This is a genomic window from Microbacterium sp. T3-8 (assembly GCF_055398145.1).
The window spans coordinates 3,382,709-3,395,061 of record NZ_AP027918.1; the positions used below are offsets into that span (position 1 = coordinate 3,382,709).

Below are 12,353 nucleotides of genomic sequence, written 5' to 3' on the forward strand. Positions count from 1 at the left end.
GTTTGTGTGTGTGCCGGCCCGGGAGCCGGAGTGGGACATTCGTGGTGCGGTGTGCCGGTGCGGATCGCTCCGCGGTGTCGGCCGGGTCGCCGATCGGAGGCGGCGGGCACAGCGCCGCCTCCGGGGTCAGGTGCGTGCGCGGTTGCGCAGGGAGTCGAAGAACACCGCGATCAGGATCACGACGCCGACGACGATGTTCTGCCACTCGGACTGGATCGACATGATCCGGAGGCCGTTGACGAGCACGCTCATGATGAGCGCACCGATCACGGTGCCGAGGATCGAGCCGCGTCCGCCGAGCAGCGAGGTGCCGCCGATGATGACGGCCGCGATCGCCTGCAGCTCGTAGCCCGTACCGATCTGCGGCTGGGCCGAGTCGAGGCGCGAGGCGATGATGACGCCGGCGATGCCGGTGAACGCTCCGGCGAACATGTAGACGAAGATCGTCCAGCGGCGCGTGTTGACGCCCGAGAGGCGGGTGGCCTCTTCGTTCGACCCGATCGCGAAGGTGTAGCGGCCGAGCAGCGTCTTCGACAGCACGAGGTACGCGATGACCGCGAGCACGAGCGTGATGAGCACGGCGTTCGGGAGGCCCGGGATGAGGGTGCCCAGGGCGATCTGCTTGAAGTCCGGAGCGGACGACGAGAAGTAGATCGGCGCGACGCCCGAGATCACGAGGGCGAGGCCACCGGCGATCATCATCATCGCGAGGGTCGCGATGAACGGGGGCAGCCGCAGGAACGTGATGTTCACGCCGTTGACGAGGCCCATCAGCACACCGGTGGCGATACCGCCGATGACGCCGACGAACACCGGCAGCCCCATGTTGGTGATGAAGACACCGGTCATGACCGAGCAGAGCGCCATGCCGGTGCCGAGCGACAGGTCGATGCCGCCGGTGATGATCACGAACGTGGTGCCGAGGGCGAGGATGCCGATGACCGCGGTCGAGAGCAGGATGCCGGAGACGTTGCTCCACGTGAGGAAGTTCGGGCTGGCGACCGAGAAGAAGATGAACAGCACGACGAGCGTGCCGAACGCCAGCGACTGCTGAACCTGGCGTCGGAGGAAGCCGCCGATGTCGCGCTTGTCGGTGTTCTCGTTGACGGCGGTCTGGATGATCGTCGTCGTCGACGACCCGTTCTGCGGGGTGCTCATCAGTCTTCCTCCCCATGGGCTGCGAGTTGCATGATCTTCTCCTGGCTGGCTTCCTCGTTGCGGAGCGTCCCGGTGATCCGGCCGTTCGCGAACACGGCGATGCGGTTCGCGACGCGGAGGATCTCGGGCAGTTCCGACGAGATGACGATGATGGACTTTCCCTGGTCAGCGAGCTGCTGCATCAGGCGGTAGATCTCTTCCTTCGCTCCGACGTCGATGCCGCGGGTCGGCTCGTCGAAGATGAGGATGTCGCAGTCGCGCATCAGCCACCGGGCGATGACGACCTTCTGCTGGTTGCCGCCCGAGAGCAGCTTGACGACCTGGTTGACGGAGGGCGTCTTGACCCGCAGTTGCTGGACGTACTCCTTGGTGCGGTTCTTCGCCTTGCCGTCGCCCATCCAGCCGATCCCGTTGGCGTAGGAGCCGAGCGAGGCGAGCACGGTGTTGAAGGTGACGTCCTGTTCGAGCATGAGCCCGAGGAGCTTGCGGTCCTCCGAGAGGTAGCCGACGCCGTGCTTGACGGCATCCGCGGGCTGCCCGATCTTCGCCGGCCGACCCGAGATGGTCACCGTGCCGCCGTCGCTGGGGTCGGCACCGATGATCGCGCGAGCGGTCTCGGTGCGCCCCGCGCCCATGAGACCGGCGAACCCGAGGATCTCGCCCTTGTGCAGCTGGAACGAGATGTCCTTGAGCAGGCTCTTGGTCGACAGGTCCTGCACCTCGAGCACGACCGGGTCGTTGATGTGATCGCGGGCGGTGGGGCGGGTGCCCTCGTCGATCGCACGTCCGACCATCATCTCGATGATCTTCGGGATGCTGACCTCGGCCTTGTCGAGTGATCCGATGTATGCACCGTCGCGCAGCACGCTGACGCGGTCGGCGAGGCGGCGCAGCTCGTCCATGCGGTGCGAGATGTAGACAATGCCGGTGCCGGATGCCTTGAGCTGCTCGATCAGCACGAACAGCGTCTCGACCTCGGAGTCGGTGAGCGCCGAGGTGGGCTCGTCCATGATGAGCACCTTGGCGTTGAACGAGAGGGCCTTGGCGATCTCGACCATCTGCTGCTCGGCCACGGTCAGGTCGCCGACGCGGGCCTTGGGGTCGAGGTGGATGTTGAGCCGCTGGAGCAGCTCGGCCGTCTGCTGGTTGAGCTTGCGCTCCGACAGGAACGGACCGGTGCGCGGCTCGCGCCCGACGAAGATGTTCTGCGCGACCGTGAGGTCGGGCATCATGTTGAGCTCCTGGTGGATGATCGTGATGCCGAGCTCCTGCGCCTGGAGCGGGCTCGTGAGCTCGACCTCCCTGCCCTCGAACACGATCGTTCCCTCGTCCTTGGCGTAGATCCCGGAGAGGATCTTCATGAGGGTCGACTTGCCGGCGCCGTTCTCTCCGACGAGGACGAGAACCTCCCCGGCGCGCACCTCGAGATGCACGTCCTTGAGCGCCTGGACACCGGGGAATCCCTTGCTGATGCCCTCCACTTTGAGGATGGGATCACTCACGTGCCTCACCTGCTTCCTTGAAGGTTCTTGTTCACTGCTGCTTCGTTGCTGCGTTCACCCGATGGGGTTAAACATCGGATCAATTCTGACGCTCCGCGGTCTCCCGCGCAAGTTGTACCTAAATGTATCTAATGAAGTCCGGGAGGGGAAGACCTGTAATAACAACTTGGTCACAGCTTTCCCCGCCCGACCGATCCGGCTAGTGCAGACGGATCGAGTCGACCGCGATGAGCTTGTCGCGGATGAACGCGTTCGCGTGCGCGCCCAGCTCGACGTTGTCGGTCCACAGATTGCGCCAGATCCCCAGCATCCGGCTCAGATCGGGCGCGACGACCGCCGACGAGAACGACTCGAACACGATCGGGCCGTCGTAACCGATGCGCCCCAGCGCTTTGAAGAACGTGTCGAAGTCGACCGATCCGGTGCCGAGGTAGCCGCGATGGCTCTCGCCGATGTGCACGTACTGCAGCTGCGGAGCCGCGTCGAGCACCGGCGCGAACATATCGGATTCCTCGATGTTCATGTGGTACGTGTCGAGGTGGATGCCGAGGTTCGGTCGGTCGATCCGGCCGACGAAGTCGATCGCCTGACGCGCGGTGTTCAGTACGTTCGTCTCGTAGCGGTTGACGACCTCGAGGGCGACCGAGACGCCCCGCTCGGCGGCGTGGTCGGAAACCTTCGCGATCGCGCGGCGGCTGCTCTCGAGCCCCTCGGGGGCGACCGGCTCCATGTACTTCTTCATGGCGCTGTAGATGACGCCGCAGAAGTGGGTGCCGCCGAGGTCGGCGAGCACGTCGACGGCGCGGAGCAGCAGGGCCTCGCCCGCGGCGACGATCGCCGGGTCGGAGCTCGTCACATCGGTCGCCTCCGACAGGCCGAGCGAAGCGCTGACGGCGAGATCGTGCTCTTCCAGAGCGTCTTTCGCGGCGGCGACGTCGAACGAGAACGGATCCATGAGGGGGAACTCGATCAGGTCGAAGCCGGCCTCCTTGGTCTTCTCGACCGACAGACGGATGCCGTCGGCATCGAAGTTCCCGGTCCAGACGAGCCCGTGACAGCCGATGTTCATGCGATCCCTCGGAGGCGGGTGTGCGGCACCGTCGCCTCCATCGATTGGCACGTGCCAAAGCGATGTGCAGGTCACGCTATGCGCCGCGCCCGATCGATGTCAAGAACTTTCTTGTAACGTGCCAATAACGTCGGTTACGCTGATGCCACCCATCGGCGCACGGTGCGCCGCACGGTGATCACGGAGGATCGATGCCCGCGAGCGTCAAAGACGTCGCCGCCCTCGCCGGCGTCTCGTCGTCGACGGTGTCGAACTACCTCAACCACCCGCACGTGCTCCGCGCCTCCAGCCGCGAGAAGGTGCGGGCGGCCATCGAGGAGCTCGGCTACGTGCCCAACGAGTCGGCCCGCCAACTGCGTGCGGGGTCGAGCACCGCGCTCGCCCTGATCCTGCTCGACGCGTGGCTCCCCTACTTCCACGAGCTGTCCCGCGGCGTCGAAGACATCACCCGCGAGGCCGGCTGGTCGCTGTTCTTCAGCAACAGCAACCGCGACGGCGCGCAGGAGAGCCGCAACCTCGACATGTTCGAGGCGCACCGCGTGCAGGGCATCATCATCTACCCCTTCGGCGATGTCGTGCCGCGCCTCGAGACACTCGCCGATCGCGGCATCCGCTCGGTCGTCGTCGGCCCCATCCCGCCCTCCACGAAGGTCGCCTCGGTGCTCTTCGACGATGTCGGCGGCGGCCGCCTCGCGGGCGAGCACCTGCTCTCGATCGGACGCCGACGGGTGATGTTCCTCGGCAGCCCGACCGTCAGCCAGTCGAACGACCGCCTCGCCGGACTCCGCCAGGCGGTCGAGGCGACGGATGCTGCGATCGAGGTGATCGACGTCGATCACCTCACCACCGATGACGGCATGACCGCGGGGGCGCGCATCGCGGCCCTCCCCTCCGCCGAGCTGCCCGACGCGATCTTCGCCGCGAACGACATGGTCGCGCTCGGGGTGCTCACGCAGCTCGTGCGCCACGGCATCCGCGTGCCCGACGACGTCGCGATCATCGGCTTCGACGATGTCGCCCAGGCGCATCAGGGCGTGGTGCCGCTCACGAGCGTGCGGCAGCCCGGCTACGACATCGGTCGCGCTGCGGGGGCGGTGCTGCTGCAGCAGCTCGCCGACCCCGCCGCTCCGCCACCCGCTATGACACCGTTCGCCGCCGAGCTCGTGGTGCGCGAGTCGACCGTCGGGCGCTTGTCAGCTGCCGGGCGTACCTAACTCAGGAAAAACTGCCCGGAACCCCCGCTTGCGGGGCGATTCGGCCCGCTTCGGCCCGTTCGTCCTGAGTTGGGTACGCCTTGCCGCGCGCAGAGATCCGGAGAAGTGCGTCCGGGTGCCACCGGATCGACCCATTCCGGGCTCCCCCTCCCCGAATCTCCGGAGTTATGAACCGCGAGCGCCCGAGGTCTCAGGCCGACGCGTGCCCGACGACGCCCTTGCGCAGCAGCGCGTTGCCGTATTTGCGCATCTCGCCCGTGCGCACCATCAGATACGCGGATGCCGCGACCTCGTAGTACGCGAAGCGCTCGACGAACCGCGTGGTCTCGCGCTCGGTACCCGCGGCGACCATCAGCTCGCGCTGTACCTCGAGCACCTCACCATCGGCCGACGTCATCAGGTCGAGGCCGGGGGCGTCGTCGAGCGGCAGCACGGTGCGGATCGCCGCGACGACCTCGGGCGTGGTCGTTCCGGGCAGGTCGATCACCCGTGCGCCGAGCCCCCAGGCGGGGAAGTGCGCGTCGGCGATCACGACCGAATCGGAGTGCCCCATCCGATCGAGGTGCAGCAACAGTTCACCGGTGAGCAGGGGATGGATGCCTTCGAGCACGGGGTTCCTTCGATCGGGGTGGTGCGTGACCGCGCGGTTCGGGTCCGCGCGGCCACGGGTCTTTACGGCCACGGGGCAGCGGCGGTCAGCGCGCCGGGATGAGCCCCTCGGCGGCCAGGTTCTGCCAGAGCTCGGCGGGGATCGCCAGCGCGGCGTACTCGGCGTTCTGCTCGAGCTGCGCGGGGCGGCTGCCGCCGACGACGACCGAGCGCACCTCGGCCGCCTGCAGCGGGAACTGGATCGCGGCGGCCGGCAGCGGCACACCGTGGTCGGCGCAGACCGCGGCGATGCGCACGAGGCGATCCCACAGGTCGTCGGGCAGCTGACCGTACTCGTACCGACCGTCGCGGCGCGGTTCGCTCGCCGCGAGCAGTCCGGAGTTGAAGACGGATGCCGCGACGATCCCCGTTCCGGTCTCCTGGCACGCCGGCAGCACGTCGGCGGCGGCGGGCTGCTCGAGCAGCGTGTAGCGCCCCGCGACCATGATGAGGTCGAGGTCGGCGGAGCGCACGGCGGCCGCCAGGGCATCCGACACCATCGATCCGATGCCGATCGCCGCCACCTCTCCGTCGGCGCGCAGCTTCTCCATGGCGGGCAGGGCCTCGGCGAGCGCGAGGTCGAGGTCGTGCCGCTCGGGGTCGTGCAGATAGAGCAGGTCGATGCGCTCGATGCCGAGGCGCTCGCGCGACTCGTCGAGGCTCCGACGGATGCCGTCGGCCGAGAAGTCCCACACCCGCTGCAGGTCGTCGGGCACGTGGAAGTCGTTGGCGGTGTCGAGGCCGCCCGTGTGCTCGGGGTTCGGGCGCAGGAGTCGTCCGACCTTGGTCGACAGTACGAACTCGTCGCGGCGCTTCGTCTGCAGGAAGGCGCCGAGGCGCCGCTCCGACAGGCCGAGGCCGTAGTGCGGGGCGGTGTCGTAGTAGCGGATGCCGCTCTCCCACGCGGCATCCAGCACCGCCCAGGCGTCGTCGTCGCTCAGCGCGCGGAAGAGGTTGCCGACGTTCGCCGCACCGTAGCCGAGGGCGGGGATGTCGAGCACGCGATCAGGCGACGACATGCGCGCCGGTCCACGTGTAGGTGCGGATGCTGTCGGCCTTCATCTCCATGCCCGACCCGGGTGCGGTGGGGGCCATGTACGACCCGCCCTGGATGTCGGTGGGCACGACGAAGTGCTCGTGCAGATGGTCGACGAACTCGATCATCCGGCCTTCGCGGGTGCCGGTGACGGCGACGAAGTCGAACATCGACAGGTGCTGCACGGCCTCGCAGAGCCCCACTCCGCCGGCGTGCGGGCAGACGGGGACCCCGAACTTGGCGGCGAGCAGCAGGTTGGCGATGTTCTCGTTGACGCCGGCGACGCGTACGGCGTCGATCTGCATCACCGAGATCGCGTCGGCCTGCAGCAGCTGCTTGAAGATCATACGGTTCTGCGCGTGCTCGCCGGTGGCGACCCGGATCGGGGCGACGCCGCGGGCGATCTCGGCGTGGCCGAGGATGTCGTCGGGGCTGGTGGGCTCCTCGATCCAGGCGGGGTGGAACTCGGCGAGCGCGTTCACCCACTCGATCGCCTCCGACACCTCCCAGCGCTGGTTCGCGTCGATCGCGATGGGGAAGTCGGGGCCGCACACCTCGCGGGCCTTGCGGAAGCGGCGGATGTCGTCGTCGAGGTCGGCGCCGACCTTGAGCTTGATCTGGGTGAAGCCGTCGGCCATGGCCTCGCGGGCGAGACGCTCGAGCTTCTCGTCCGAGTAGCCGAGCCAGCCGGGGCTGGTCGTGTATCCCGGGTAGCCGGTGGCGAGCAGCTCGCGCTCGCGCTCGATGCGGCCCGGCTCGGCGGCACGGAGGATCTCGAGGGCCTCGTCGCGGGTCAGGGCGTTGGTGAGGTAGCGGAAGTCGACGAGGTCGACGAGCTCCTCGGGCGTCATCCGCGCGAGCAGCTGCCAGAGGGGCATCCCCGCACGCTTGGCCTTGATGTCCCACAGCGCGTTGATCGCGGCGCCGATGGCCATGTGCATGACGCCCTTCTCGGGGCCGAGCCAGCGCAGCTGCGAGTCGCCGATGATCTCGCGGAAGGTTCCGCCCATGTCGTCGAGCAGCGGTTCGATCTCGCGTCCGACGAGATGCCCCGCGAGCGCGTCGATCGCCGCGACCTGCACGTCGTTGCCGCGGCCGATGGTGAACACGAACGCGTGGCCCTCGATGCCGTCCTCGGCATCGGTGCGCACGACCACGTACGCGGCCGAGTAGTCGGGGTCGGGGTTCATCGCGTCGGAGCCGTCGAGGCTGAGCGATGTGGGGAAGCGGATGTCGGTGGTGTCGAGTGCGACGATACGGCTCACGGGTACGGTTCCTCTCGGGGCATGGAGAAATCCCATGCAATCCCTTGGAGTGTAAACATCCGATGTCTATACTGTCAACGACGACGGCCGTCACTGGGCGGCCACCCGAAGGATCAGGAGAATCATGAAGTTCGCGCGGCTCGGCACCCCAGGTACAGAGATCCCCGTCCTCGTCGAGGGTGATCGCTACCTCGACCTCCGCTCGGTGACATCCGATGTGAACGGCGATTTCCTCGAGAGCGACTTCGTCTCCCGCGTCGCCGCCGCCCGCGACGCCGGTGAGCTCCCCGAGCTCGAGGATGCCGCGGCCCTCCGCATCGGAGCGCCCATCGCGCGTCCGAGCGCGGTGATCTGCATCGGCATGAACTACGCCGCGCACGCCGCCGAATCCGGCTCCGAACCGCCGACCATCCCGATCCTGTTCCTGAAGACCCCGAACACCGTGGTCGGCCCGAACGACACCGTCACGATCCCCCGCGGCAGCAGCAAGACCGACTGGGAGGTCGAGCTCGGCATCGTCATCGGCACCCGCGCCGCGTACCTCGACTCCCCGGAGGAGTCGATGGCCCACGTCGCCGGCTTCGTACTCGCGAACGACGTCTCGGAGCGCGACTTCCAGATGGCCGTCTCGGGCGGCCAGTGGTCGAAGGGCAAGATCGCGGCGGGCTTCAACCCGACCGGCCCGTGGCTCGTCACCCCCGACGAGGTCGACCACCACGCGCTCGGCCTGCGCAGCTTCGTCAACGGCGAGCCGCGTCAAGACTCGAACACGAGCGACATGATCTTCTCGGTCGAGCACATCGTGCACCACCTGTCGCAGTACGTGACCCTCGAGCCGGGCGACCTCATCCTCACCGGCACCCCGCAGGGCGTCGCGCTCTCGGGCAACTTCCCCTACATCGCCCCGGGCGACGTGGTCGAGGTCGAGATCGACGGCCTGGGCCACCAGCGCCAGGAGTTCGTGGCCTGGGAGGCGACGAAGTGAGCGGCGCGCTCGACGGCCTGGTCGCGATCGTCACCGGCGGCGCCTCGGGCATCGGCGCGGCGATCGCCGCGCGGCTGCACGAGGACGGCGCGCAGGTCGCGATCCTGGACCGCGACACCTCGGGAGCGGACGCCCGTTTCGCCGCGTTCACGGCCGACATCTCCGACCGAGCGAGCGTCGATGCGGCGATCGCCGCCGTCGGCGAGAAGTTCGGCCGCCTCGACATCGTCGTCAACAACGCCGGGATCGGCGCGACCGGCGACATCACCGCCAATGACGACGACGAGTGGGCCCGCGTGCTCTCGATCAACGTCACCGGCATCGCCCGCGTGACCTCGGCCGCTCTGCCCTGGCTGCGCGAGTCGCCGGCCGCGGCGGTCTGCAACACGGCATCCATCGCCTCCACCACCGGACTCCCCCAGCGCGCGCTGTACACCGCATCGAAGGGCGCCGTCTCGGCCCTCACCCGCGCGATGGCGGCGGATCACCTGCGTGAAGGCATCCGCGTGAACGCCGTCAACCCGGGCACCGCCGACACCCCTTGGGTCGGGCGACTGCTGGGCGCGGCATCCGATCCCGACGCCGAGCGCGCGGCCCTCGAGGCCCGCCAGCCGCACGGCCGACTCGTGAGCCCGGCCGAGGTCGCGGCAGCCGTCGCCTACCTCGTCTCGCCGGCGGCCGGTTCGACGACCGGCACGTTCATCGAGGTCGACGGCGGCATGGCCCAGCTGCGCCTGCGGTCGGAGTAGACGCGGGGCGCACGTCGCCCGTCGCACGTCACGGAGGAGATCTCGCGTTGCGCAGGAGCAGATGGTTCGGATGCTCCTGCGGAAGGCGAGATCTCCTTCGTTGTGTGTGCGGTGTCAGGGCCCGGAGTCGTCCGGTTCGTCGCTCGGCCACTCCTCCAGGGGAAGCAGTCGCTTCCGACCAAGAGATATATCGGCTCGCCCTCGATCGGGTACGAGAATGCGAGCCCGAACCCATCGCCGGTCCTCAGTCGGTCCGTCCGCGACTCCCGAGTGGATCACCCGTACGCCGCCTTGATCAGCCCCCGAACAACCGCCCGAAGAACCCCCGACGGTGAGCATCCGCCGACTCCACCCGCGGGTCGTCCAATCGATAGAACCGCCGCCCGTTCGCCCACAGGATCGCGTCGACGTCGTGTCCGCGCGTCTCGGCCCACTCGACCACGGTGTCGAGCCAGCGCTGCCGCGCGTGCGGCTGGTACGTCGCCGAGCCGTCGGCCGGCGCGTGCGGGTCGCCCTCCTCGGCCGGGCCGATCGACGACACCGGCCAGTCGCTCCCCCACATCAGGCGCTCGACGCCGAAGGCATCCGCGGCGGCGTCGAGGAACGGCACGAGCTGCTCGGCGCTCCACACGCCCCCGGATTCGGCGGGCAGACCCGAGAGCTTGCAGAACGCCTCCGGATGCTTCGCCACCTCCTCGATGTCGCGCACCCATTCCGCCGACGGGGCGAGCGGGGCATCCGCCGTGCCGACGGCCGGCTTGCCGAGGTGGTCGAGCACCATCCGCAGCTCCGGCACGGCGCCGGCGAGGCGGGCGATGTCGGGCAGCTGCGCGGCCCGCACGCACACGTCGAACGTCCACCCGCGGGCGGCGACCTCGCGCGCTCCGGTCACGAAGGCGCTCGACACGGCGAGGCCGTCGGGATCGTTCTGCAGGTTGTGGCGCACACCGACGACGAGCGGATGCGTCGCCAACTCCTCGAGATGCGTCACCGTGTCGATGCCGCGATGCAGCTGAGCTCCGGCGACGATCCCGGCGATCCCGAGGCGCCCGGCGAGGGACTGCACCCACCGCACCTCTCCGATGTAATCGCCCTCGGTCGTCTCGGCCTGGACGAACACCGCCTCCTCGCGCTCGACGTCGAGGCGATCGTGCTCGACCTCCGTCTCGGCGAAGCGGTAGGCGTAGGGACCCTCCAGCCAGGTGTAGGTGAGGACTTCTTCGTCCCACATGTGCAGGTGCGTATCGAGGACTCGCATACGCCCATCCTGCCTCAGACATCGGATCACTGGCTAGGATGACGGCCATGGCAGTCACCGATGAGGCGATCGAGAAGATCAAAGCGATGATCGTGTCGGGCGAGCTGTCGCCCGGCGATCGGCTCCCCCCCGAGAAGGAACTGTCGGAGCGTCTCGGCCTGTCGCGCAACTCGATGCGCGAGGCGGTGAAGGCCCTTGAGGTCATCCGGGTGCTCGACGTGCGCCGCGGTGACGGCACCTACGTGACGAGCCTCGAACCGCACCTGCTGCTCGAGGCGATCTCGTTCGTGGTCGACATGCACGACGACGACTCGATGCTCGAGATCTTCGCCGTACGGCGGATGCTGGAGTCGCAGGCCACCGGCCTCGCCGCGACCCTCGGCGACGACGAGCAGGTCGCAGCCCTCGCCGACGAGGTCGAGCGCGTCGACGCCTCGGTGACGATCGAGGAACTCGTCGAGCACGACATCCGCTTCCACCGCGAGATCGTCGGCATGGCCGGCAACGCGTACCTCGCGAGCCTGATCGAGCACCTCAGCAGTCAGACCGTGCGCGCCCGCGTGTGGCGCGGGCTCACCGAGGGCGGCGCGGTCGAGCGCACCCTGTCGGAGCACCGAGCGATCGCCGATGCCATCGCCCGCCACGACCCGGCGCTCGCGACCTCGCTCGCCACGGCCCACATCGCGGGCGTGGAGCGGTGGCTGCGCCAGGCCGCCTCGGCCTAGGCATCCGCCCCTCCCGCTCACCGCAGCGCCGAGAACCGCTACGCGCCGAGGCGCACCATCGCGGCGTCGAACTCGGCCGCCGAGCTGTCGCTGACCTCGTGGAACAGCGCCTGTTCGATCACGTCGGGCGCGGCGGTGAAGTAGGGCACACCCGCAAGGCGCAGCCCGACGATGTCGTCGGCCGTGCGCAGCGACGCCGCGAGCACGTTCGATCCGCTGCCCTCGCAGACCTCCTGCATGCGGGCGATCACGGTGTCGCCGTCGATACCGGCGTCGCGCATGCGCCCGAGGTAGGGCGCGATGTACTGGGCACCGATGCTCGCACACGCGAGCGCCTGGGCGACGGAGTAGACGGCCGTCACGAGCACAGTGGCGCCGTCGGCGACGAGGGCGGATGCCGAGGCGAACCCGGCGGCGGTCGCCGGCACCTTCACGGCGACGCGCGGTCCGAGTTCGCGGATGCGCTCGGCGTTGCGCAGGAGCGACGCGGTGTCGCCGCCCCACGTCTGGAAGAAGATCTCGGCGGCGCCCTCGGACTCCCACCGGGCATAGAGCTCCGGGATCTCGCCGGCGGTGCGCCCGCCGCGTTCGAGGATCGTGGGGTTCGTGGTGACACCGTGCACGACGCCCGCGGCGAGGAGCCGGGACACCCGGTCGACGTCGGCGCTGTCGACGTACAGGCGGGGGGCGATCACGGTCATCGGGACTCCTCGGGGACAACCTGTCGTTACAGGTTCGCTTTCG

At 68.8% G+C, this 12,353-nt stretch carries 12 protein-coding genes; 4 read left to right on the forward strand and 8 right to left on the reverse strand.

What is annotated here, in order from left to right:
* Nucleotides 1-126: 126 nt before the first annotated feature.
* From ACZ5Y9_RS16250 to ACZ5Y9_RS16260, 3 genes are all read right to left on the reverse strand, one after another.
* A complete protein-coding gene (locus ACZ5Y9_RS16250; RefSeq protein WP_247624453.1) occupies nt 127-1,158 on the reverse strand; it encodes an ABC transporter permease in 1,032 nt (343 codons plus the stop codon).
* Nucleotides 1,158-2,660 carry a sugar ABC transporter ATP-binding protein gene (locus ACZ5Y9_RS16255; protein ID WP_247624452.1) on the reverse strand — a complete coding sequence of 501 codons (1,503 nt, stop codon included), beginning with the start codon at nt 2,658-2,660 and terminating at the stop codon, nt 1,158-1,160. Before ACZ5Y9_RS16255 ends, ACZ5Y9_RS16250 begins: the two co-directional genes overlap by 1 nt.
* A 199-nt stretch (nt 2,661-2,859) precedes the next feature.
* A complete protein-coding gene (locus ACZ5Y9_RS16260; protein WP_464471846.1) occupies nt 2,860-3,729 on the reverse strand; it encodes a sugar phosphate isomerase/epimerase family protein in 870 nt (289 codons plus the stop codon).
* A 191-nt stretch (nt 3,730-3,920) separates the two neighbouring features.
* On the opposite strand from ACZ5Y9_RS16260, the gene ACZ5Y9_RS16265 reads away from it, so the two are divergent.
* Nucleotides 3,921-4,943, forward strand: a complete 1,023-nt coding sequence (locus ACZ5Y9_RS16265; protein WP_464471847.1) for a LacI family DNA-binding transcriptional regulator — start codon at nt 3,921-3,923, stop codon at nt 4,941-4,943.
* A gap of 190 nt (nt 4,944-5,133) precedes the next feature.
* On the opposite strand, the gene ACZ5Y9_RS16270 is transcribed toward ACZ5Y9_RS16265, so the two are convergent.
* The 3 genes from ACZ5Y9_RS16270 to ACZ5Y9_RS16280 form a co-directional block, all read right to left on the reverse strand.
* Entirely contained in the window at nt 5,134-5,553 is a 420-nt protein-coding gene (locus tag ACZ5Y9_RS16270; protein ID WP_464471848.1) for an RbsD/FucU family protein, read from the reverse strand.
* An 85-nt stretch (nt 5,554-5,638) separates the two neighbouring features.
* Nucleotides 5,639-6,610 (reverse strand): aldo/keto reductase, encoded by a 972-nt coding sequence (locus ACZ5Y9_RS16275; protein ID WP_464471849.1) that lies wholly within the window; start codon nt 6,608-6,610, stop codon nt 5,639-5,641.
* Nucleotides 6,597-7,892 carry an L-fuconate dehydratase gene (locus ACZ5Y9_RS16280; protein ID WP_247624447.1) on the reverse strand — a complete coding sequence of 432 codons (1,296 nt, stop codon included), beginning with the start codon at nt 7,890-7,892 and terminating at the stop codon, nt 6,597-6,599. Before ACZ5Y9_RS16280 ends, ACZ5Y9_RS16275 begins: the two co-directional genes overlap by 14 nt.
* A gap of 124 nt (nt 7,893-8,016) precedes the next feature.
* On the opposite strand from ACZ5Y9_RS16280, the gene ACZ5Y9_RS16285 reads away from it, so the two are divergent.
* Nucleotides 8,017-8,877: a fumarylacetoacetate hydrolase family protein gene (locus tag ACZ5Y9_RS16285; protein WP_464471850.1), complete on the forward strand. Its 861-nt coding sequence runs from the start codon at nt 8,017-8,019 to the stop codon at nt 8,875-8,877.
* Nucleotides 8,874-9,626, forward strand: a complete 753-nt coding sequence (locus tag ACZ5Y9_RS16290) for an SDR family NAD(P)-dependent oxidoreductase (RefSeq protein WP_247956972.1) — start codon at nt 8,874-8,876, stop codon at nt 9,624-9,626. Before ACZ5Y9_RS16285 ends, ACZ5Y9_RS16290 begins: the two co-directional genes overlap by 4 nt.
* A gap of 295 nt (nt 9,627-9,921) precedes the next feature.
* On the opposite strand, the gene ACZ5Y9_RS16295 is transcribed toward ACZ5Y9_RS16290, so the two are convergent.
* A complete protein-coding gene (locus ACZ5Y9_RS16295; protein WP_464471851.1) occupies nt 9,922-10,884 on the reverse strand; it encodes an amidohydrolase family protein in 963 nt (320 codons plus the stop codon).
* A 47-nt stretch (nt 10,885-10,931) separates the two neighbouring features.
* Here ACZ5Y9_RS16295 and ACZ5Y9_RS16300 point away from each other — a divergent pair, with 47 nt between their 5' ends.
* Nucleotides 10,932-11,609, forward strand: coding sequence for a FadR/GntR family transcriptional regulator (locus ACZ5Y9_RS16300; protein ID WP_464471852.1), 678 nt, complete (start codon nt 10,932-10,934; stop codon nt 11,607-11,609).
* Between the two features lie 38 nt (nt 11,610-11,647).
* On the opposite strand, the gene ACZ5Y9_RS16305 is transcribed toward ACZ5Y9_RS16300, so the two are convergent.
* Nucleotides 11,648-12,310 (reverse strand): transaldolase family protein, encoded by a 663-nt coding sequence (locus ACZ5Y9_RS16305; protein WP_464471853.1) that lies wholly within the window; start codon nt 12,308-12,310, stop codon nt 11,648-11,650.
* Nucleotides 12,311-12,353 lie beyond the last annotated feature (43 nt).

Bases quoted from the DNA above. Each gene is read 5' to 3' on its own strand.
- ACZ5Y9_RS16250 (WP_247624453.1), bottom strand. From the start codon at position 1,158: ATGAGCACCCCGCAGAACGGGTCGTCGACGACGACGATCATCCAGACC.
- ACZ5Y9_RS16260 (WP_464471846.1), bottom strand. From the start codon at position 3,729: ATGAACATCGGCTGTCACGGGCTCGTCTGGACCGGGAACTTCGATGCC.
- ACZ5Y9_RS16265 (WP_464471847.1), top strand. From the start codon at position 3,921: ATGCCCGCGAGCGTCAAAGACGTCGCCGCCCTCGCCGGCGTCTCGTCG.
- ACZ5Y9_RS16275 (WP_464471849.1), bottom strand. From the start codon at position 6,610: ATGTCGTCGCCTGATCGCGTGCTCGACATCCCCGCCCTCGGCTACGGT.
- ACZ5Y9_RS16285 (WP_464471850.1), top strand. From the start codon at position 8,017: ATGAAGTTCGCGCGGCTCGGCACCCCAGGTACAGAGATCCCCGTCCTC.
- ACZ5Y9_RS16295 (WP_464471851.1), bottom strand. From the start codon at position 10,884: ATGCGAGTCCTCGATACGCACCTGCACATGTGGGACGAAGAAGTCCTC.
- ACZ5Y9_RS16300 (WP_464471852.1), top strand. From the start codon at position 10,932: ATGGCAGTCACCGATGAGGCGATCGAGAAGATCAAAGCGATGATCGTG.
- ACZ5Y9_RS16305 (WP_464471853.1), bottom strand. From the start codon at position 12,310: ATGACCGTGATCGCCCCCCGCCTGTACGTCGACAGCGCCGACGTCGAC.